The sequence below is a fragment of the Streptomyces sp. NPDC041129 genome, from assembly GCF_055592265.1.
The window spans coordinates 522,921-543,270 of record NZ_JBVIYV010000003.1 but is presented as its reverse complement, the minus strand read 5'-3'; the positions used below and the strand labels follow the sequence as shown (position 1 = coordinate 543,270).

At 73.5% G+C, this 20,350-nt stretch carries 21 protein-coding genes and 1 pseudogene; 7 read left to right on the top strand and 15 right to left on the bottom strand.

Features of this window, described 5'->3' with window-relative positions; all coding sequences use genetic code 11:
• Positions 1-84: 84 nt before the first annotated feature.
• Positions 85-600 (top strand): mycothiol transferase, encoded by a 516-nt coding sequence (locus tag ACZ6B1_RS15295; RefSeq protein ID WP_468778471.1) that lies wholly within the window; start codon positions 85-87, stop codon positions 598-600.
• Here the strand turns inward: ACZ6B1_RS15295 and ACZ6B1_RS15290 are convergent.
• From ACZ6B1_RS15290 to ACZ6B1_RS15260, 7 genes are all read right to left on the bottom strand, one after another.
• Positions 582-1,652, bottom strand: a complete 1,071-nt coding sequence (locus ACZ6B1_RS15290) for an adenosine deaminase (RefSeq protein ID WP_468778469.1) — start codon at positions 1,650-1,652, stop codon at positions 582-584. The genes ACZ6B1_RS15295 and ACZ6B1_RS15290 overlap by 19 nt on opposite strands.
• 45 nt (positions 1,653-1,697) lie before the next feature.
• Positions 1,698-2,105 (bottom strand): VOC family protein, encoded by a 408-nt coding sequence (locus tag ACZ6B1_RS15285; RefSeq protein WP_468778467.1) that lies wholly within the window; start codon positions 2,103-2,105, stop codon positions 1,698-1,700.
• A 120-nt stretch (positions 2,106-2,225) separates the two neighbouring features.
• Positions 2,226-3,155 (bottom strand): M48 family metalloprotease, encoded by a 930-nt coding sequence (locus tag ACZ6B1_RS15280; RefSeq protein WP_468778466.1) that lies wholly within the window; start codon positions 3,153-3,155, stop codon positions 2,226-2,228.
• The gene (locus ACZ6B1_RS15275) at positions 3,152-3,523 is read right to left on the bottom strand and encodes a BlaI/MecI/CopY family transcriptional regulator (RefSeq protein ID WP_468778464.1); all 372 of its coding nucleotides are present in this window, start codon (positions 3,521-3,523) and stop codon (positions 3,152-3,154) included. Before ACZ6B1_RS15275 ends, ACZ6B1_RS15280 begins: the two co-directional genes overlap by 4 nt.
• A gap of 153 nt (positions 3,524-3,676) precedes the next feature.
• Positions 3,677-4,582: an aldo/keto reductase gene (locus ACZ6B1_RS15270; protein WP_468778462.1), complete on the bottom strand. Its 906-nt coding sequence runs from the start codon at positions 4,580-4,582 to the stop codon at positions 3,677-3,679.
• Between the two features lie 53 nt (positions 4,583-4,635).
• Positions 4,636-5,175, bottom strand: a complete 540-nt coding sequence (locus ACZ6B1_RS15265) for an HXXEE domain-containing protein (protein WP_468778460.1) — start codon at positions 5,173-5,175, stop codon at positions 4,636-4,638.
• An 80-nt stretch (positions 5,176-5,255) separates the two neighbouring features.
• Complete coding sequence (locus tag ACZ6B1_RS15260) at positions 5,256-5,423, bottom strand: hypothetical protein (protein ID WP_351661080.1); 168 nt, start codon at positions 5,421-5,423, stop codon at positions 5,256-5,258.
• Positions 5,424-5,595: 172 nt separating this feature from the next.
• Here ACZ6B1_RS15260 and ACZ6B1_RS15255 point away from each other — a divergent pair, with 172 nt between their 5' ends.
• The 3 genes from ACZ6B1_RS15255 to ACZ6B1_RS15245 all read left to right on the top strand — a co-directional run bounded on the left by ACZ6B1_RS15255 (position 5,596) and on the right by ACZ6B1_RS15245 (position 9,165).
• On the top strand, positions 5,596-7,128 hold the full coding sequence (locus ACZ6B1_RS15255) for an SDR family oxidoreductase (protein WP_468778452.1): 1,533 nt from the start codon (positions 5,596-5,598) through the stop codon (positions 7,126-7,128).
• 84 nt (positions 7,129-7,212) lie between these two features.
• Positions 7,213-8,589 carry a cryptochrome/photolyase family protein gene (locus ACZ6B1_RS15250; RefSeq protein WP_468778450.1) on the top strand — a complete coding sequence of 459 codons (1,377 nt, stop codon included), beginning with the start codon at positions 7,213-7,215 and terminating at the stop codon, positions 8,587-8,589.
• Between the two features lie 138 nt (positions 8,590-8,727).
• Positions 8,728-9,165: an SPW repeat protein gene (locus tag ACZ6B1_RS15245; protein ID WP_468778448.1), complete on the top strand. Its 438-nt coding sequence runs from the start codon at positions 8,728-8,730 to the stop codon at positions 9,163-9,165.
• A gap of 164 nt (positions 9,166-9,329) precedes the next feature.
• Here ACZ6B1_RS15245 and ACZ6B1_RS15240 read toward each other — a convergent pair whose 3' ends face one another.
• Entirely contained in the window at positions 9,330-10,778 is a 1,449-nt protein-coding gene (locus ACZ6B1_RS15240; RefSeq protein WP_468778446.1) for an APC family permease, read from the bottom strand.
• Between the two features lie 264 nt (positions 10,779-11,042).
• Between ACZ6B1_RS15240 and ACZ6B1_RS15235 the strand changes: the two genes are divergently transcribed.
• Positions 11,043-13,766: a glycoside hydrolase family 2 protein gene (locus ACZ6B1_RS15235; RefSeq protein WP_468778444.1), complete on the top strand. Its 2,724-nt coding sequence runs from the start codon at positions 11,043-11,045 to the stop codon at positions 13,764-13,766.
• Between the two features lie 29 nt (positions 13,767-13,795).
• Here ACZ6B1_RS15235 and ACZ6B1_RS15230 read toward each other — a convergent pair.
• From ACZ6B1_RS15230 to ACZ6B1_RS15215, 4 genes and pseudogenes are all read right to left on the bottom strand, one after another.
• Positions 13,796-14,090: pseudogene (locus tag ACZ6B1_RS15230) on the bottom strand (gas vesicle protein K).
• On the bottom strand, positions 14,087-14,335 hold the full coding sequence (locus tag ACZ6B1_RS15225) for a gas vesicle protein (protein ID WP_468778442.1): 249 nt from the start codon (positions 14,333-14,335) through the stop codon (positions 14,087-14,089). The pseudogene ACZ6B1_RS15230 and the gene ACZ6B1_RS15225 overlap by 4 nt, the downstream one beginning before the upstream one ends.
• Complete coding sequence (locus ACZ6B1_RS15220) at positions 14,332-14,799, bottom strand: GvpL/GvpF family gas vesicle protein (protein WP_468778439.1); 468 nt, start codon at positions 14,797-14,799, stop codon at positions 14,332-14,334. The genes ACZ6B1_RS15225 and ACZ6B1_RS15220 overlap by 4 nt, the downstream gene beginning before the upstream one ends.
• A gap of 60 nt (positions 14,800-14,859) precedes the next feature.
• Positions 14,860-16,308, bottom strand: a complete 1,449-nt coding sequence (locus ACZ6B1_RS15215) for a hydrolase (protein ID WP_468778437.1) — start codon at positions 16,306-16,308, stop codon at positions 14,860-14,862.
• 213 nt (positions 16,309-16,521) lie between these two features.
• On the opposite strand from ACZ6B1_RS15215, the gene ACZ6B1_RS15210 reads away from it, so the two are divergent.
• Positions 16,522-16,785 (top strand): GlsB/YeaQ/YmgE family stress response membrane protein, encoded by a 264-nt coding sequence (locus tag ACZ6B1_RS15210; RefSeq protein WP_468778435.1) that lies wholly within the window; start codon positions 16,522-16,524, stop codon positions 16,783-16,785.
• A gap of 48 nt (positions 16,786-16,833) precedes the next feature.
• On the opposite strand, the gene ACZ6B1_RS15205 is transcribed toward ACZ6B1_RS15210, so the two are convergent.
• A complete protein-coding gene (locus tag ACZ6B1_RS15205; RefSeq protein WP_468778578.1) occupies positions 16,834-17,610 on the bottom strand; it encodes a GNAT family N-acetyltransferase in 777 nt (258 codons plus the stop codon).
• 123 nt (positions 17,611-17,733) lie between these two features.
• Between ACZ6B1_RS15205 and ACZ6B1_RS15200 the strand changes: the two genes are divergently transcribed.
• Complete coding sequence (locus ACZ6B1_RS15200; RefSeq protein WP_468778434.1) at positions 17,734-18,216, top strand: nucleoside deaminase; 483 nt, start codon at positions 17,734-17,736, stop codon at positions 18,214-18,216.
• Positions 18,217-18,594: 378 nt separating this feature from the next.
• On the opposite strand, the gene ACZ6B1_RS15195 is transcribed toward ACZ6B1_RS15200, so the two are convergent.
• Positions 18,595-19,449 (bottom strand): GNAT family N-acetyltransferase, encoded by an 855-nt coding sequence (locus ACZ6B1_RS15195; RefSeq protein ID WP_468778433.1) that lies wholly within the window; start codon positions 19,447-19,449, stop codon positions 18,595-18,597.
• A 212-nt stretch (positions 19,450-19,661) separates the two neighbouring features.
• Positions 19,662-20,348, bottom strand: a complete 687-nt coding sequence (locus ACZ6B1_RS15190; protein ID WP_468778432.1) for a chaplin — start codon at positions 20,346-20,348, stop codon at positions 19,662-19,664.
• Positions 20,349-20,350 lie beyond the last annotated feature (2 nt).

The following is a 20,350-nucleotide window of genomic DNA, read 5'->3' as shown; positions in this document are numbered from 1 at the left end:
ACCGGCCCGGCCGGCCGGGCAACGGCGCGGCCGACCGGGCGATCGCGGACGCGGGGGCGGGCGCGATGCGCGATGGTGGACGTCATGCATGCCAAGGACATCCTCATCGACGGCTACGGCCGCATCCGGGAAGAAGTCCACGCCGCCCTCGAGGGGCTGGGACCCGACGAGCTGCACTTCCGACCGGCATCCGGCGCCAACTCCGCCGCCTGGCTCGTCTGGCACCTCACCCGGGTGCAGGACGACCACGTCGCCGACGCCTTCGGCCTCGACCAGGTCTGGCTGTCCCAGGGCTGGGAGAAGCGCCTCGGCCTCGGCCTGCCCCGCCACGACACCGGGTACGGGCACGGCCCCGAGAAGGTCGCGAAGGTGCGGGTCGAATCGGCGGAACTGCTAACCGGGTACTACGACGCCGTCCACGAGCAGACGCTGGGCGCCCTGCGCGGTCTCGCCGCCAAGGACCTGGAACGGATCGTGGACGAGCGCTGGGACCCGCCGGTGACGCTGGGCGCACGCCTGGTGAGCGTCCTGTCCGACGATCTCCAGCACGTCGGACAGGCCGCCTATCTGCGGGGGCTCGCTCAGAGCGCGGCCGCGTAACCCGGCAGGACCACGTCCTCGATGAGCGCCCTGCGCTCGTCGAACGGGATGAACGCGCTCTTGACGGCGTTCACGGTGACCGTGCGCAGGTCCTCCACCGTCCAGCCGGCCTCCTCGACCAGCAGGGACATCTCCCGGGTCATCGTCGTGCCCGACACCAGGCGGTTGTCGGTGTTGAGGGTGACCCGGAAGCCGAGGTCCTTCAGCGCGGTGATGGGGTGCTCGGCGATCGAGGTGGCGCAGCCGGTCTGGAGGTTGGAGGTCGGGCACATCTCCAGCGCGATCCGGCGGTCGCGCACCCAGCCGGCCAGCCGGCCGAGCTTGCCGTCCACGATGTCCTCGGTGATGCGCACACCGTGGCCGATGCGCTGGGCACCGCACACCTGCAGGGCCTGGTGGATGCTGGGCAGGCCGTGCGCCTCGCCGGCGTGGATGGTGAACGGCACGCTCTCGCGGCGCAGGTGCTCGAAGGCGGCCAGATGGTCGGCGGGCGGGAAGCCGTCCTCGGCGCCGGCGATGTCGAAGCCGACGACCCCGGCGTCGCGGTAGGCGACGGCCAGGTCGGCGGCCTCGCGGACGCGGTCGAACATCCGCATGCCGCAGAGCAGGGTGCCGACGCGCACCGGGGTGCCTGCGGCGGCGGCCTTGGCCATGCCGGCGGCGAGGCCCTCCTGGACCGTCTCCACGACCTCGCTCATCGTCAGCCCGCCCCTGGTGTTCAGCTCGGGGGCGTAGCGCACCTCGGCGTAGACGACACCGTCGGCGGCGAGGTCGAGGACGTACTCCTCGGCGACGCGCAGCAGGCCCTCACGGTTCTGCATGACGGCGAGGGTGTGCTCGAAGGTGGCTATGTACCGGACCAGGTCGCCGGAGTTGGCGGCCTCGAAGTACCAGGCGGCCAGTTCGTCGGGGTCGGTGGTGGGCAGGGTGTGGCCGACCGCGGCGGCGAGATCCACGACGGTGGCGGGGCGCAGGCCGCCGTCGAGGTGGTCATGCAGGACGGCCTTGGGCAGGCGGCGGACGACGTCGATGTCTACGCGCGTAGCGGTCATGGCGTTCTTCCTTGGGCAGGTGGTTCCGGGTGGCGGGAGGAGAGGTCAGCCGGCGGGCTGGAGCAGGTCCCAGCGGTTGCCGTACAGGTCCTGGAAGACGGCGACCGTGCCGTACGGCTCGTGCCGCGGCTCCTCCAGGAAGGTCACGCCGGCGGCGGTCATCCGGGCGTGGTCGCGGGCGAAGTCGTCGGTGTGCAGGAAGAACCCGACGCGGCCGCCGGTCTGGTCCCCCACCCGGGTGCGCTGCAGCTCGCCCTTGGCCCGGGCCAGCAGCAGGCCGGTGCCGTGGCCCGCCGCGTCCCCGCCCCGCGCGTCCGGCTCCACGACGACCCAGCGGGAGCCGTCCGGCCGGGGCTCGTCCTCGGCCAGCCGGAACCCGAGGGCGCCGGTGTAGAAGCGGATGGCCTCGTCGTAGTCGTCCACGACGAGGGTGACCAGGGCAACGCGTCGCATCGGGGCCTTCCGGTGGGGGTGGACTGGCGGGTGAGGTTATACGTAAAACCCCGCGAGCGCCAGTCACCGTCGCGAAGGTGGGTGGACGCGGGCTCGCAGACCCCTGGTCCGGCGGTCCGGTTAGGGGCTCTGATCGCCCTGGGCGACCTCGACCCGGTGGTGGACGTCGGCCAGGCCGGCCGCCGAGGCCACACAGGAGACGGCGGCGCAGACGAGGAGCAGGGCGGCGATCGGGCGGCCTGCCCGGCGGGGAGCGCGGGCGCCGGCCAGCAGGGCCCGGACCCGCTGCGGGACGGGGCCGCTCGTCGCGGCGGCGGCGAAGGCGGGCCGCCCGGAGTGGTCGGCCTGGGACGCCAGGGCGGCGCGGGCGATGGCACGGGCGGTCAGCCGGCGGTCCCCGACCCGGGCGGCGGCGGCCTCGTCGGCGGCGCGCTCGGCGGCCAGCCGGATGCTGTCGCGGACCGGGCGGAGGGCGGGGTGGCAGTGCGCCGCGAGTTCGGCGGCGGCGAGGAAGTAGTGGTGGCCACCCTCGTTGTGCGCCCGCTCGTGCGCGAACAGCGCCTCGCGCTCGGGGCCGTCGAGGCAGCGCAGCATGGCGGTGGTGACGACGATGCGGTGCGGGCGGCCGGGCAGCGCGTAGGCGTCCGGGCGGACGGAGTCCACCACGCACAGGTCGCCCGCGGCGGGCCCGCGCCCGGCCTCCGTGCGGGCGGTCCGGAAGGCGCGGGCCTGGCGCAGGACGGAGCGGGCCAGGGTCGAGGCGCACACCGCGAGGGCTCCGACGGAGACCGCGGCGGCGGGCAGGACCACGAGGTCGGAGGCGGTGCGCAGGGGGTGGATCAGCTCACCGAGCGCGGCGAACAGCGGCAGCTTGAGCAGACCGGTCAGCAGGAAGAGGCCGAGCGCGCCCACGGCGCAGCCCGCCAGGACGACCGCGCACGCGGTGAGCGCCCACAGCGCGGCGACCGGGGCGAGCAGGTCGAGCGCCCGCCGGGCCAGGGCCGGCAGGGCGAAAGGCAGCAGCAGCGGCAGCAGGAGCAGGGCTGTCATCGGCCGTCGGGTTCGAGCAGATCCCGCAGGATGCGTTCGTCGCCGGGGCTGAGCTGGGCGACGAAGCGGGCGAGGACGGTCTCGCGGTCGTCGTCCCGGTCGAGTTCGGTGTGCATCCGGCGGGCGGTGAGGCCCTGGGCGTCCTGGACCGGGAAGTAGGCGTAGCCGCGCCCCTGGCGCCGCCGGTCGACGATGCCCTTGTCGTGCAGCCGGGTCAGGATCGTCGTGACCGTCGTACGGGCGAGCCCGCCGCCGAGGCCGAGCTGGACCTGGCCGGGCGTCTGGGGCGTGCCGGCGGCCCAGAGGGCGGCCATCACGCTCGCTTCGAGCTCACCGGCCGGCCTGCGCGCGTCCCTGGCGTCGGTCATCGGATCGTTCCTCACCCCGTCCTCGTCCACGGTCCACCGGACCGGCTACGCCAGTGTAGTCGGCCGGGTGCCGTTCCCACCGTGCGGGCGTCTCCGCCGCAGGGGACCGCCCCCGGCCGTGGCCGCCGCGCGTGCGTGGCGGGTGCCCTGCGGTCAGCCGGTCTGGGAGCGGGCCGCACCGAGCCGGGCGAGCTCCTCGCCGGTGAGGCGCAGCGCGCCGGCGGCGACGTTCTGCACGAGGTGGGCGGGATCGCCGGTGCCGGGGATGGCGAGGACGTGCGGGCCCTGGTGCAGGGTCCAGGCGATGCGGATCTGGGCGGGGCTCACGCCGTGCGCCCGGGCGACGGAGAGGACGGCCTCGTCGTGGGCGGTGGTCGCGCCGTGCTCCCCGGCCGCGCCGGCGACGGCGTAGAAGGGGACGAAGGCGATGCCGTGCTCGCCGCACAGGCGCAGCACCTCGTCGCCGACGGGGTCGGGCCGGTCCACCGCGTACCGGTTCTGCACGCACACCACCGGCGCGATCTCCAGGGCCTCGGCGAGGTGCCGCGGTTCGACGCTGGAGACGCCGAGGTGCCGGATCAGCCCGGCCTCCCGCAGTTCGGCGAGGGCGCCGAAGTGCTCGGCTATCGATTCCGCGCCCTGGCGGCGGTAGTTGACGACGTCGAGGTGGTCCCGGCCGAGCTGGCGCAGGTTCTCCTCCACGTGCCCGCGCAGTTCGTCGGGGCGGGCCGCGGCGCTCCACTCGCCCTGCTCGTCGCGGTGGGGGCCGACCTTGGTGACGATGACCAGGTCGTCGGGGTACGGGGACAGCGCGGTGTTGATCAGTTCGTTGGCGGAGCGCAGGGACGAGAAGTAGAAGGCCGCCGTGTCGATGTGGTTCACACCGAGTTCGACGGCCTTGCGCAGCACGGCGAGGGAACGTTCCCGCTCGCTCGGGGTGCCGTTGTGGAAGGCGGCGCTGCCCGTCAGCCGCATGGCGCCGAGGCCGATGCGGTGGACGGGCAGGTCGCCGAGACGGATGGTGCCGGAGGCGTCCGCGGTGATCGTTTCGAAGGTCATCGGCGGAGTCTCGCACGCGGCGCCCCGGCGGGGCGGGCGTTCCGGGACGGCGCTCAGCCGCGGCGGCGCACGAGGCGCTGGGCCAGGGCGTGGGTGCCCGTCGCGGCGGCCGCGGCGAAGGCCAGGCCCTGTACGGCGTCGAGCGGCCGGGCGGGGCCCAGGGCGCCGGAACGGCGCAGACGGCTCCGGGCCCACAGGGTGAAGGGAAGGACCACCAGAGGCGTGGTCACCGAGCCCGGCGTGTACCCCCGGATCACGGCCGCCTGCGCCAGGTGCACCAGGCCGTGCAGGCCGAAGGCGTCGAGCGCGGTCCGGTAGACGGCGGAACGGCCACCGGTGCGGTGGCCCTCGGCGGCGGCCGCCGCGACCACCACGGCCATCGCGGCGACGGCCGTCGTGAACTCGCGGCCGTCCACCGACTCAAGACGCCGCCACACCGTGTCCGGCACGCCGGGGAACCGCTCACGCAGCTCCGGAACCCGCGTCCGTACCCAGCGCGGCACCATGACCACTTCCTCGGCGTCGTGCACGGCCCAGGCGGCCAGCAGTCCGAGGGTGACGGACGCCCCCACATCCCGCGGTTCTCGTGTCATGAACCCGCAGTCTGTCAAACGGAGTTGCGGCCGAACCCCCCGCCCCCGCGCCGGGACGGCCGTGGCGTCCGACGGGACGGTCAGTCCTCGTCCTGGCCCGGCACCACGACGAGAAAGGCGTCCGACTTCAGGTCCATCACCACGGTGGCGGCCTCGCCCTGGGCGCGGCGCGCGGCCGCGTACTCCTCCGCGGGCCACGATCCGCGCGGGGCTCCCGCGGGGAATCGCTCCAGCACCTTCGCGCTCATGGCGGCTCACACCTCCAGCGTCGGGACCGGCCCGGACCGTTCACGGCCCGTGTTCTCCGCCTGCCCGGGACGGCCGCGGTCATGTCCCGCATCCGTACGGCACCCGCGCGTCGAATAGACGGACGGGGGAACTCGGCAGGACCCCGGTAGGCGGCGCGAAGGGCGGAGACGGATGTACGGCGACGACGTGAAGGGCGGCACGCGCTGCCTGGTGACGGGCGGTACGGGGTACATCGGCGGCCGGCTCGTCCCGGAGCTGCTGGCCGCCGGCCACCGGGTCCGCTGCCTCGCCCGCTCGCCCGGCAAGCTGCGCGACCATCCCTGGGCCGGCGACATCGAGGTGGTGCGCGGGGACGTCACCGACGCTGACTCCGTCGCGGAGGCCATGCGGGACGTCGACGTGGCGTACTACCTGGTCCACGCCCTCGGCACCGGTCACGGCTTCGAGAAGACCGACCGCGAGGCGGCCCGGATCTTCGGCGAACGGGCCCGGGCTGCCGGCGTGCGACGCATCGTCTACCTGGGCGGGCTCACCCCCGAGAACGTGCCCGAGCACGAGCTCTCCCCGCACCTGCGGTCCCGTGCCGAGGTCGGCCGCATCCTGATGGACTCCGGGGTGCCCACCGCGGCGCTGCGCGCGGCCGTGATCATCGGCTCCGGCTCGGCCTCCTTCGAGATGCTGCGCTATCTCACCGAGCGGCTGCCCGTCATGGTCACCCCCAGCTGGGTGCACACCCGCATCCAGCCCATCGCCGTACGGGACGTGCTGCGCCTCCTGGTCGGCAGCGCGGATCTGCCCGCGGACGTGAACCGCACCTTCGACATCGGCGGCCCCGACGTACTCACCTACCGGGAGATGATGGTCCGCTACGCGGTGATCGCGGGGCTGCCGCGCCGGGTCATCCTGCCCGTGCCCGTCCTCACCCCGACGCTGTCCAGCCACTGGGTCGGTCTCGTCACACCGGTGCCCGCCTCCATCGCCCGGCCGCTCGCGGAGTCGCTGCGCCACGAGGTGGTGTGCCACGAACGCGACATCGAGGCGTACCTGCCGCACGCGCCCGGGCAGCCGCTGCCCTTCGACGACGCGGTACGGCTGGCCCTGCAGCGGGTCCGCGACGCCCAGGTGGTCACCCGCTGGACATCGGCCTCGGTACCGGGAGCGCCGAGCGACCCGCTGCCCACCGACCCCGACTGGGCCGGCGGCAGCCTGTACACGGACGTCCGGGAGAGCGCTGTGGACGCCCCGCCCGAGGCGCTGTGGCGGGTCGTCGAGGGGGTGGGCGGGGAGAACGGCTGGTACTCCTTCCCGCTCGCCTGGGCGCTGCGCGGCTGGCTGGACCGGATGGCGGGCGGGGTCGGGCTGCGCCGCGGCCGCCGGGACGCGCAGCGGCTGCGGGTCGGGGACTCGCTGGACTTCTGGCGGGTGGAGGAGATCGAGCCGGGGCACCTGCTGCGGCTGCGGGCCGAGATGCGGCTGCCGGGGCTGGCCTGGCTGGAGATGTCGGTGGAACCCGACGGCGCCGGGCGCTGCCGGTACCGGCAGCGCGCGCTGTTCCACCCGCACGGGCTGCTCGGCCAGGCCTACTGGTGGGGCGTCTCCCCGTTCCACGCCGTGGTGTTCGGCGGCATGGCCCGCAACATCGCCCGCGCCGCGGCCGGCGCCGCCCCGCTCCCCCGGCGGAGGGAACGGGCGGCCGCGCGCTGACGCCCCGCATCCGCGGGGCGCCGTGGACCGGAAGGAATCACCGTCCAGCGCCCGCTCTCCCGCCCGACGCCCCGGAGCCGCACCATGAACGTCTCGGTCGTCCTGTTCACCGCCGACCTGCGCCTGCACGACCATCCGCCGCTGCGGGCGGCGCTGGACGGCACCCGGCACGTGGTGCCGCTCTTCGTGCGCGACCGGGGAGTGGACCGGGTCGGGTACGCGGCGCCCAACCGGCTGGCGTTCCTCGCCGACTGCCTGCGCGATCTGGACGCGGGCCTGCGCGAGCGGGGCGGCCGGCTGGTGCTCCGCTCGGGTGATCTGGTCGAGGAGGTGTGCAAGGCGGTCACCGAGGCCGACGCCGACGAGGTGCACATGGCCGCCGACGTGAGCGCCTACGCCCGCCGCCGGGAGGAGCGGCTACGCCGGGCCCTGGAGGCCGACGGGCGCCGCCTGCACGTCCACGACACGGTGACCACGGCGCTGACGCCGGGCGCGGTGACGCCCGCCTCCTCGGACCACTTCGCGGTGTTCACGCCGTACTTCCGGCAGTGGTCGCAGACGGGGCTGCGCGACCCGCTCGGCACGCCGCGCGCGATCCGGGTGCCGGGGGGCGTCGGTTCCGAGGAGCTTCCCTCCCGCGCGGGGCTGGCGGGCGTGTCCGATGGGCTGGCCGAGGGCGGGGAGGTGCTGGGCCGCAGGCTGGTCACGGCCTGGCTTCGCCGTGGTGTGGCGCGGTACGAGGACCGGCACGACGACCTGGCCGGCGACGCGACCTCGCGGCTCTCCCCACACCTGCACTTCGGCACGCTCTCCCCCGTGGAGCTGGTGCACCGCGCCCGCGGGGTGGGCGGTCCGGGCGCGGAGGCCTTCGTGCGGCAGCTCGCCTGGCGCGACTTCCACCGGCAGGTGCTGGCTGCCCGGCCGGCCGCTTCCAGCGCCGACTACCGCACCAAGCACGACCGCTGGCGCACCGAGCGGACGGCCCGGGAGGACATCGAGGCGTGGCGGGAGGGGCGTACCGGCTATCCGATCGTCGACGCCGCGATGCGGCAGCTCAGGTACGAGGGCTGGATGCACAACCGCGGCCGGCTGCTCGCCGCGAGCTTCCTGGCCAAGACGCTCTACGTCGACTGGCGGGTGGGCGCCCGGCATTTCCTCGATCTGCTGGTCGACGGGGATGTGGCCAACAACCAGCTCAACTGGCAGTGGATGGCGGGTACCGGCACGGACACCCGTCCCAACCGTGTCCTCAACCCGGTCACGCAGGGCAAGCGATACGACCCCGACGGCGCGTACGTGCACCGCTGGGTGCCCGAACTTCAGCCGCTGCACGCCCCGTTGGTGCACGAGCCGTGGAAGCTTGCGGGATCGGACCGGGCGGCGCTGGACTACCCGGACCCGATCGTCGACCTCTCCGAGGGCCTGACCCGGTTCAAGCGGGCCCGCGGCCGCGAGGAGTGAGCCGCGGCCGCCGCCGGGGGTCCGCACGGTCAGGCCCTACACATAAGGGGGAAACTGGAGCAGAATGCGGAGGAGCGGCGCTCACCGCGCGCCCCATCCGGGCGCGACCGGGCCTGCGAGGCACGAAGGAGGCGGGACATGGCCGACGTCTCGCACCGGGGTGACATGGCGACCCACCCCGACATTTCCGAGATGCGCAGGCGCTACGCCCGCGTGCTCGGTGGCCGCGACGTGGCGCTCGTGGACGGGCCGGTCTTCCTGCTCGGTCTGTACTGCGCGGCGTCCCCGTGGATACTGCACTACACGGCGAGCCAGCCGGCGCTCGCGACCCACAACCTGATCATGGGCATCGCCATCGGGCTGCTGGCCCTGGGCTTCACCGCGGCTCCGGCACGGATGTACGGCCTGAGCTGGGCCATGTGCGCCATGGGTGTCTGGATGATCATCGCTCCGTGGATCGTGGGCAGCGGTCCGGACGCCGGCGTGATCGTGAACAACATCGTCATCGGCGTGCTGGCCCTTGCCCTCGGGCTGATGTGCGCCGGCACGGCGCAGAAGAGCGCCCCACGGATGTAGAGAGGCCGGCCACCGAGAGACCGGCCGTTGGGAGATGGACTCCTGAGTACGGACGCGAGGAGGGAGGACCAGGCGAAGAAATCGAAGGACACGAAGAATGCGGGGCCGGTCCGCCCGGGCGGACCGGCCTCCCGATGCCTTCCGTGACCTCGAACTCGCCGGGTTCAGCTCGCCTCGAGGGCCGGGTGCCCCTCCGTGCGCTCCTCCTCCGGGGTCTCCTTCGGCCCGAAGGGCCACGCCCGCTCCAGCCGCGCCCAGATCAGGAAGGCGACGCAGCCGAGGGCCAGCCAGGCCAGGGACCACTCCACGGGGTGGCGGCCCGGGGAGTTCTCGTCGGCGTACCCGTAGATCACGCACCAGCCGGTGAAGGCGAGGACGGCGGGCAGCGGGTACAGGCACATCCGGTAGGGGCGGCGCAGGTTCGGCCGGCGTCTGCGCAGGACGGTGAGGGCCACGATCTGGGCCAGCGCCTGGACGATCACCATGACCGTGGTGAGCAGTTGGATCAGTGTCGCGAGGTCGGTGTGCCGGCCGATCAGGAAGCCGATCGCGGTGATCCCGCCCATGGTCGCGAGCCCCAGCGCCGGGAACCGGTGCCTGGCGTGCAGCCTCTCGTACGGCCGGAAGAAGACCCGGTCCCGGGCGGCGTCGCAGGGCACCCGCGAGCCGCCGAGCAGACCGGTGAAGACCGAGGCGAAGGCCGTGACGAGGATCAGCACGGTGACGGTCTCGGCGGCCCCCCTGCCCCAGGTCCGCTCCAGTACGGCGGAGGCCACGGAGGTGGAGGCGATGTCGTGCGGGTCGGTCATGCGGTGCCAGTCGACGACGCCCAGGGTGCCGATCTGCAGCAGCAGGTAGATCGCCATGATGCCGAGGACCGAGAAGATGATGGAGCGCGGCAGGGTCCTGCCGGGGTCCTTGATCTCGGCGCCCATGTAGGCGGTGGTGTTGTAGCCGAGGTAGTCGTAGATGCCGATGGTCAGGCCCGCGGCGAAGCCGGGCCAGAAGTGGTCGGAGGTGACGTCGAGGGCGTGCGCCGGGTAGGTGAAGGCCAGGTGCGGACTGAAGTCGCTGGCCGCGGCGACGATCACCAGGAGCACCGAGGCGATCATCACGGTCCACAGGACGGCGGTGATGCGGGCGATGTGCTCGATGCCGCGCCAGAGCAGGAGCACGACAAGGGCGATGACACCGAGGCCGACGAGGTCGCCAGGGGTCCGGCCGAGGCCGGGGGCGAGGTAGCCGAGGTACTGGACGAAGCCCACCACACCGGTGGACATGATCAGCGGGATGAAGAGCATGGCCGTCCACACGAACAGGAACGGCATCAGACGGCCGGTGCGGTGCGAAAAGGCCTGGCGGAGGTACAGGTAGCTGCCGCCCGAACCGGGCATGGCGGCGCCCAGCTCGGCCCAGACCAGGCCGTCGCACAGGGCCAGCACGGCGCCCGCGACGAAGCCGACGACCGCCTGGGGGCCGCCGAACGCGCTCACCATCAGCGGGATGGTCACGAACGGACCGATGCCGCACATCTGGCTCATGTTGATGGCCGTGGCCTGGAAGGGACCGACACGGCGGACGAAGCCACCTGTGGGTGGCGGGCTACCGGACATGGGGACTCCTGACGCGACGGGCGTGCGGACCGCGTGCGCGGCCGCGGTCCGCCCGGCCGGGCTGGCGGCTGGCTGGCTGGCTGGCGGATGAAGTTGTGCGGCCCTACGGCGCCGGACGGGCGACAGCCGAGCGGTTCGTGCCGGTCGTCAAGGCGGGCGGGGCCTACGGTCGTTGACGCGGCCCGCGCCGCGCCCTCCTTCGAGCCAGGTTAGTAAAGTTTCCTTACTTTACTGGCTCCTGACTTCAAGAGGCTGGAGACCGCCGTGTTCGCTCGCCCCGCCCCCGGACGCCGGCCGGCCACGGCAGTCGTACTCCTGAGCCTGCTCGCCGCGCTGCCCACCAGCGCCCGGGCCACGACGGCGGACCGTGCGGCGCCCCACGAGCAGCCGGCCGCGGTGACCCGCGTGCCCTCCGCGGCCGGCTCCGCCACCCCGCTCGCCGGGTACGCCATCCAGTCGACGGCGAAGGTGAGCGACCCGGCGGCGGCCGTCTCCTCCCCCGGCTACCCGGCCGTGGGCTGGCATCCGGCGGGCCCCCGGTCGACGGTCCTGGCCGCCCTGCTCGCCGACGGCGTGTACGCCGATCCCTTCCACTCCACGAACCTGACGAAGATCCCGCGGAAGGACTTCGACGTTCCCTGGTGGTACCGGTCCGACTTCACCGTCGAGGACACCGGCCGGCGCACCCACCTGGACTTCAGCGGGGTCGTCTCGGCGGCCGACGTCTACGTCAACGGCCACGCGGTGGCCGGGGCGGCGGACGTGACCGGCGCCTACACCCGTCACGAGCTGGACATCACCTCGCTGGTGCGGGCCGGCGCCAACACGGTCGCGTTCCGGATCCGGCCCAACGACCCGGACGCCGACCTCACCATGGGCTGGCTCGACTGGCTCCAGCCGCCGCCCGACCGGAACATGGGCATCGTCCGTGACGTCCTGGTGCGCCGGGGCGGCCCGGTGGCGCTGCGCGACGCGCACGTGGTGACCCGGCTGGCGGTGCCGACCCTCGCCACCGCCGACCTCACCGTCAGGGCGCAGGCCCGCAACGACTCCGACGAGGCGGTCACCGCCGAGGTGACCGGCCATGTCGCCGGCACGACGTTCACCCGCGGCGTGCCGCTCGCCCCGCACGAGACGAAGACCGTCACCTTCTCCCCCGCCGACGTCCCCGGTCTGCGCCTCGCCTCCCCCCGCGTGTGGTGGCCGGCCGGCATGGGCGAGCAGCCCCTGTACGACCTGGACCTCACCGCATCGGTGGCCGGCACGGCCTCGGACACCGCCCACGAGACCTTCGGCATCCGTGACGTCCAGGCCCCCCTCGACGCCGACGGCGCCCGCCAGTACCGGATCAACGGCCGCAAGCTGCTGATCAAGGGCGGCGGCTGGTCCCCGGACGAGTTCCTGCGCTGGGACCCCGCCTACGTGGCGGACCGGCTCGAGTACGCCCTCGACCTCGGTCTCAACACCCTCCGGCTGGAGGGCCACATCGAACCGGACGAGTTCTTCGACCTCGCCGACCGCCGCGGCCTGCTCGCGCTGCCCGGCTGGGAGTGCTGCGACAAGTGGGAGGGGAACGTCAACGAGGACGGCTCCGGCGAGAAGTGGACCGACGCGGACCACCGGGTCGCCAAGGCGTCCATGGCCGCCGAGGCCGCCCGGCTGCGCGGTCACCCGAGCGTGATCTCCTTCCTGATCGGCAGCGACGCCGCTCCCGACGCGACGATCGAGCGGAACTACCTGGACGCTCTCAAGGCCGCCGACTGGCCCAACCCGGTGATCCCGGCCGCCTCCGAGAATGCCTCGCCGCAGCTCGGCCGCTCGGGGATGAAGATGACCGGGCCGTACGACTGGGTCCCGCCCGGCTACTGGTACGCCAAGCGCGAGGGCGGGGCCACCGGCTTCAACTCCGAGACCAGCGCGGGCCCCGACATCCCGACCCTCGACACCCTGCGCCGGATGATGACCCCGGCCGAGCTCGACACCCTCTGGAAGGACCCGGGTGCCCGGCAGTACCACCGCTCCCCCTCTTCCGTCTTCGGCACGCTGAAGATCTACGACGCCGCCCTCGCCGGCCGCTACGGCGCCCCGAAGGACCTGACCGACTACGTCCGCAAGGCGCAGCTCGCCCAGTACGAGAACGTCCGCGCCCAGTACGAGGCCTACGCGCGCAACGCGACGGACGCGGACAAGCCCGCCACCGGGGTGGTCTACTGGATGTTCAACAGCGGCTGGACGTCCCTGCACTGGCAGCTGACGGACCGTTACCTGGACCAGGGCGGCGCCTACTTCGGCGCGAAGAAGGCGAACGAGCCGCTGCACATCCAGTACTCCTACGACGACCGTTCGGTCGTGGTCGTGAACGGCCGGCACGGCCCGGCCGGCCGGCTCACCGCCCGGGCAACCCTGTTCGACCCCGACGGCACACAGAGGTACGACAGGTCCGTCGGCGACGTGTCCGTGGACGGCGACGGCGCGCACCGCACCGCGCTCACCCTGCCCGCGGCGGTGAGCGGCCTGCCCTCCACGTATCTGCTCCGGCTGACGCTGACCGACGAGGACGGCCGGGAGGTGAGCCGCAACGTCTACTGGCTCTCCACGGCGCAGGACACGCTCGACTGGGCGCACACCGACTGGTACTACACGCCGACCAGCCGCTACGCCGACCTCAAGGGCCTCGCCTCGATGGCCCGGGTGCCGGTGGAGGCGGCGGCGGCGACGAGGTCGTCCGGGACCACGTCCACGACGACGGTGACCCTGCGGCACGCCGGGAACGGGAGGACGCCGTCCCTGTTCACGGACGTGCATCTGGTCGACGAGCGGGGCCGGCCGGTGCTGCCGGTGCGGTGGTCGGACAACGAGGCGGGTCTCTGGCCGGGCGAGTCGGTGACACTGACGGCCACCTACCGGACCGCCGATCTGCACGGCTCGGCGCCGCACGTGCGGGTGTCCGGCTGGAACACCCCGGAGCGGACGCTGCCGGCCGGCTGAGGCGGTCCCGGGCGGCGGCGGGGCGGAGGTCAGGGACCGGGGTCGGCCAGGAGGGGGCCGAGCGGACCCAGGTCGAGGTTGAGGTCGGCCCGGCTCAGGCCGTGCTGCGCGCACAGCTCGTCCATCCGCCGGTCCAGCAGCATCAGCGCGGTCCCGAGGCGGTCCTCCTGCTCGGCGCTCAGCGTCCCCTCGTCGAAGCGGCGCACCGCCTGACACTCCATCAGCTGGCGCAGCAGCTCCACGACGGTCAGGACCAGCGCGGCCAGGTCGCCCGCGACCGCCTCGGGGTCCCAGGTCCAGGGCGTGCGCGCGCGGCGCGGTCACAGCGGCCCGCTGTCCGGCCAGGGCGCCGGCACCCGGTCGCCGACCGACGCGAGGAGGGCGTACAGCGAGATCCTGACCAGTGGCACGTCCGCGACCGCGAGGACCAGGTCGCCACTGATCACGACCCCGGTCGCCAGCACACGGTCCAGCAGGTCGACGAGGGGCACCCCGATCGGCGCGTACGGCTCGGGCACTTCCCAGGGCACGGCCGCCGGGGCGGATTCGCGGTTCGCCGGTACGGTCATGCTCGGCCCTCGTGCTCCGGGGTCGCCCCTGCCGGGTCCGCCATGACGTCCCACTCCTCGTCGAGCCGCGCGAAGGAGTACGGGATCCAGGGTCCCGAGGCGCTGATCTCGATCCCCGGGTGGGTCCGGTCGGCAGCGAGCCGTGCCAGCGCCCCCGCGAAGCCCGCGCGTTCCGCGTCGTCGACGAGATAGGCGGCGTTCAGCAGCTGGGGGGTTCTCCGGCCGGTCAGCTGCTCGCTCTGCGGCCGGTGCCGGGTCGCGGCGACGGCGTACCGCCGCAGCTCCCGGTCGGCCTCGTGGGCCCCGGCCAGCGCTCGCTCATGTGCCTCGGACCGGGTGCGCTGTCGCGCGCTGACCCGGCTGAGGTAGGCCCGCCCGCCGGCCGGGGCCTGCTCGGCGGCGCCGCGGCCCGCGGCACCGGGAGCGGACACCTCGGCGGCGTGCACCTTGAGGAGCTGGGCCATCCGGAAGACAGCACGATGGGCCCGGCACCTGGTGCCGGGCCCATGGCGTCGCTGAGGGCGTCAGCTCACGTTGAGCGCGGTGTCGTCGACGACGAACGACGTCTGCAGGGTGGAGCCCTCGGTGCCGGTGAACTTGACCGTGACCGTCTGGCCCGCGTAGCCCGCGAGGCTGAAGCTGCGCTGGGTGTAGCCGTTCGCCGCGTTCAGGTTCGAGTACGTGGCGAGGGTGGAGAGCACCGTGCCACCGCTGTTGAGGACCTGCGCCTTCAGGGTGTCGTAGGCCGTGGAGGTGGTGGTCTCGTCGGTGTCGATGTGGAGGTAGAAGCTCAGGTTGGCGGTCGTGCACCCGGCCGGGACGGTCACCGTCTGCGCGAGCGTGTCGGTGTGGGCGGAGCCGTAGCCGCTCAGCCAGGCCTTGTAGGAGCCGGTGCGGGCGGCCTCACCGGAGTCGTTGTTGATGACACCGCTTGACGCGGTCCAGGAGGTGGCGCCGGACTCGAAGCCGGTGTTGCCGAGCAGCTGGGCGGCGGTGCAGGTGCCGGTGCCGCCACCGCCTCCCGTGGTGCCGGAGCCGGCCAGCCAGGCCGTGGCGTTGAGGGCGAGGGCCGCGTTGGTGGCGCCGGTGTCGTTCCAGCCGTCGTACAGGGTGTTCCCGGACTGGCCGGTGCCGTCGTCGACGGGCGAGCTGTCACCCCAGAAGGCGACCCGGCCGCTGCCGAAGGTGCTGGTGAGGAAGAAGGCGCCGGTGTTCCCGGAGTAACCGGTGCGGTAGAGCAGGCCCTTGACGCTCGCGTTGTCGGCGGGCTTGAGGGTGGCCGTCGTGCCGCTGGCGATCAGACTCTTGCTGACCGTGCCGAACGAGCCGTGCAGGACCGGGTCGGTGCTGTCGCTGATCGCCGAGGGGTGGTCGGAACCGATGCTCAGCGAGTCGATGGAGAAGCCGAACGGGTCGGTGGAGTCGACACTGTTGTTGGTCATCAGGTCGTTGAAGATCTCGACCGCGTCCTGGCCGTCGTTGTTGCGGTCCGCGCCGGTGTGGTCGGAGACCATGAACAGGCCGCCGCCGTTCTTCACGAAGTTCATGATCGCCGTCTTCTCGGTGGTCGTGAACAGCGTGTTGGGCTCGGGCAGCACCAGGGTGTCGAAGTTCGACAGGTCGGTGGTCGACGAGCCGCCGTAGCTCAGACCGGAGCCGGACGGCAGTGTCTTCAGGCTGTAGCCGCCGGCCTTCTGCAGGGACACGCCCCAGGAGGACAGGGCGCCGGTCCAGTCGGTCTCCGCGGACGGGGTGGAGTCCTGGCCGAGCGGGTCGGGCTGGCTGGTGGAGATGATCCAGTCCGCGTTGCCCGCCGTCTCGGCGTGGGCGTTGTCGAACAGGATCCGGTGTGTGGTGGCCGCGTGGGCGGGGGCGGAAGCGGCGCCGAACTGCAGGGCCGCGGCGGTGACGAGCAGTCCGAGTCCGGCAAGCGCGGTGGTGAGCGAGCGGGGGGATCTCCTCGATCCGAACATCCGGCGAACCTCCGTGAAAGTGGGGAGAGGCGGTGGGGGCGCCTTGTCTGCGCGCGTAGAGCACGCATGAGGGTTCTACACGCGTCGAATGATTGAAAGGTACATGGCATAAAGGTCCGGTGAACAGAAAGTCCCGGCAATGACCGGGCCGGCGTGTATCCGGCGGCAGCGGGCAGACGGCACATCGGCGGGGCGAGAACCGGAGGGGTCGACATGGAGATATCGGGCATCGTCAGTGCGCTGGTCATCGGCGTCGTCATCGGCGTGCTGGGCCGGCTCGTCGTTCCCGGGCGGCAGCACATCGGCATCCTGTGGACCATCGTGGTCGGCATCGTGGCCGCGCTGGTGGGCTCGGCGATCGCCGCCGGCATCGGGGTCGCGGACACCAAGGGGCCCGACTGGATCGAGTGGCTCATCCAGATCGCCCTGGCGGCCGTGGGCGTGGCCGCGCTGGACCGGGCCAGGGCCCACCGCTGAGCGGGCGGTCAGCCTTCGTACGGTTCGGTCAGCCCTGGTACAGGTCGGTCAGCCTTCGTACAGGTAGGGCGTCGTGGTACTGAGCGCGTGGAAGCCGAGGCGTTCCAGGATCGGGCGGCTCATCGGTGAGGCGTCGACCTGGAGGTAGCGGCAGCCCCGGGCGGCGGCGACGCGGGCCCGGTGGGCGACCAGGGCGCGGTAGACGCCCCGGCCCCGCCAGGCCTCCACGGTGCCGCCGCCCCACAGGCCCGCGAAGCGGGCGCCGGGCACCAGTTCCATGCGGGCCGAGCTGACCGGCTCGTCCCCGGCGAGTGCCACCACGGCGACGACCGTGCCGGGGTCGGCGGCCAGGCGGGCCAGCAGCCGGTGGCGCAACCGGGTGCCGTCGGTGCCGAAGGCCGACTCGTGCACCCTCACGACGAGCTCGACGCCGGCGGCGTCGGTGGCCTCGACGACCCGGATCCCGGCGGGTGTTCCGCGATCCAGGGCCAGTCGGCCGGTCTCGCCGACCAGCAGTGTCTCCTCGGGCTCGGCCCGGAAGCCGGCCTCGGTGAGGCGGGCGCCGAGGTCCGCCGGCCGGTCGTGGGCGTACAGCTTCCACTCGAAGTCCAGGCCCAGGCCGGTGAAGTGGGCGATCTGTTCGCCGATCACCCGGTCCGCCGTCGCCTCGTCCAGGTCGGACCAGAGAACCCCGTTCCAGCCGTGCGCGTCGCCGGTCTGGCGCACCACGGCACCGGCCCGCTCGATCCGGGTCCCGGGCCCGTCGGGGCGGGCACCCTCACGCATGTCCCGGTCGTACAGGGCGAGCACCGCGGCGTGATCCAGATCCATTCCCCCACTCCAGCACCGGCCCTCCCTCCGGGGCAACGGGGTTTTCCGGTCGCCGCGACCCGGCGGGGCCCGTAGCGTGCGACGCCTGGGGCTGTCGGGTGAGGAGGGCCGGAGGTCATGGTGAAGGACAGTGAGCTGCGCCATCTGCGCCGTTGCGTGGAACTCGCGCGCGAGGCGCTGGAGTCCGGGGACGAGCCGTTCGGGTCGGTGCTCGTCGCGGCGGACGGCACGGTGCTCGCCGAGGACCACAACCGGGTGGCCTCCGGGGACCGCACCCGGCATCCGGAGTTCGAGCTGGCCCGCTGGTCGGCCGCCCATCTGGCCCCCGGGGAACGGGCGGCCGCGACGGTCTACACCTCGGGCGAGCACTGTCCCATGTGCGCGGCCGCGCACGCCTGGGTGGGGCTCGGCCGCATCGTGTACGCCGCCTCGTCCGAGCAGCTCGGCGCCTGGCTGAGAGAACTGGGGGTGGCCGCACCGCCGGTACGGCCACTGCCGGTGCACGAGGTCGCCCCGGGGGTGACGGTCGAGGGCCCGGTACCCGAACTCGCGGACGAGGTACGCGAACTCCACCGTCGCTTCCACGCCGGGCGAGGCTGAGCGGCGGGGGCCGGGGCCGCCTGAGCACGGCGCCGCGTCAGCCGGTGGCACACGGACAGCGTGCCACCGCGACCGGCGCCGAGCCGCGCGAACCAGGCACTGCGGGGGCCGGGGACACCGAGACCGAGTGCCACTCGATGCGAGCGGCGCGCGGGCCGGGGCAGGTAGGCGGGGCTCACCGGGGCCGAGCGCCGCGTGACCGGACGCCCTGCCGACCGGTTGCCGTGCCGGCAGGGCCCCGCGCCGGCCGGTGCTGAGCCGTTCGGACCGGGCTGCCGGCGGGGCCGGGGCACCACTCGGGGCGGGTGGCGTTCGGTCGGTGCCGCTCGGGCCGGGTGGCGTCCCGGTCGGTGCCGCTCGGACCGTGTGACGTGCGGGTCAGCCGAGTTCGAGGGTGGTGACGCCGAACACCCGTTCCTTGGCGTGGGTGCGGACCGGCCCGGTGTACATGCGGGCCGTCTCGAACGAGGGACTGAAGCCGGCGTTCTCGACGAGTGCGATCGCGGCCGTGTTCGGCTCGGGCACGTCGACGGCGACCTCACGGCCGGCGGCCTCGGCGGTGAGGGCGGCGAACAGCGCCCGGGCGTCGTCGGCGGTGTCGGCGAAGAGCGGCCCGATGCGCAGGGTGTCGTGGCCGGGACGGATCACTCCGTAGCCGGTGAGCCGGTCGCCGTCGTGGCGGACGAAGGCACGGTGGCGGGGGCCGGTGAGCCACTCGGCGAGGAAGCGGGGGCGCTCGGCGGGCGTGCAGAGGGCGTCGTACGCGGTGATGGCGGGCAGGTCGGCGGGGCTCGCGGGGCGCACGCCCGCAGACGATCCGGTGCCGGGCGCGACACCGGTGAACCGGACGGTGCGGTGGGCGAGTTCGAAGCCGGACTGGCGGTAGTTGTCCTGCTGGGCGACAACCCCGTCGAGACCGACGGTGCGGTTCCCGGCATGGGCCAGGGCGGTCTTCCAGGTGGCCAGGCCGTGGCCGTGGCCGCGCAGGTCCGGGCGGACCAGGTAGCAGCCGAGGAAGGCGTAGCCGGAGCCGTAGGTGACGACGGAGATGGCCGATACGGGCTCCCCGTCGATCCGGCCGAGGAAGAAGCCGTCGGCGTCCTGGGCGAAGAAGGCGGGCCCGTCGGACAGCCCGGGGTTCCAGCCCTCGGCCGCCGCCCACCCGCTGATCACCGGCCAGTCGGCGAGCGTGGCCTGGGTGACGACGAGGTCCTGCGGGGCCGGTGAGGTCATCGGTGCGCTCCACTGTCCGTGAGGTTCGGGCTGCCGTACGGCGCGGCGCTCGGCCGCGCACCGGGCATCCTTCCCGATCATCCCGGGCCCGCGCCATGCCGGGACCGGCCCTGCCGTGGTGCCCAACCGGCTTTCGGCCACTCGTCGTTCGGGCCCGGACAGCGGTGAGCCCCACCGGGCCGGCGTCCGGTGGGGCCTCACCGCCGATGGGGTCAGCGCATGCGGCTCGGCCGGAAGCGGCGGTACAGAACCGTTCCGGTGAGCAGCAGAGCCGCGCTGCCGGCGACCGCGGGCGCCGTCATGTCCGCGCCGGTGTGGGCCAGGGTGGCCACGGAGGGCTCCGGAGCGGCCTGCGGGGTGCGCGGGGCCGGGTGGGACTTGACCGGGGTCGTGCGGACCGGCTCCGGCGTGGTGGTCTCCGGCGTGTCCGTGTGGTGGTTGGTGGAGTGGTTGCCCACCGCGGGGTTGCCCACGCCCACCACGTTCACCGAGTTGCCGGTGACGTTCACCGGCACGTGCACGGGGAGCTGGATGGTGTTGCCGGAGATCACTCCCGGCGAGTCCTTGCTGGTGCCGTGCGCGGAGGCACCGCCCGTGGACGAGGAGGAACCGGCCTTGTGCGAGCCGTCCTTCTTGTCCCCGTGGCCGCCGTTCTCGCAGGCGTTGCCCGCCGCGGGGTTGAGCAGTCCCACGACGTTCACGGTGTTGCCGCACACGTTCAGCGGGACGTGCACCGGGACCTGGATGGTGTTGCCGGAGATCACCCCGGGCGAGCCGGTCGCCGCACCGTCGGCGGAGGCCCCGTCGGCCGCGAACGCAGCGGACACCGGCATCGCCACGGCCATCGCGCCTGAGGCGGCAACGACAGCGATCACACCGTTTCGGGTAGCCCGTCTCATGG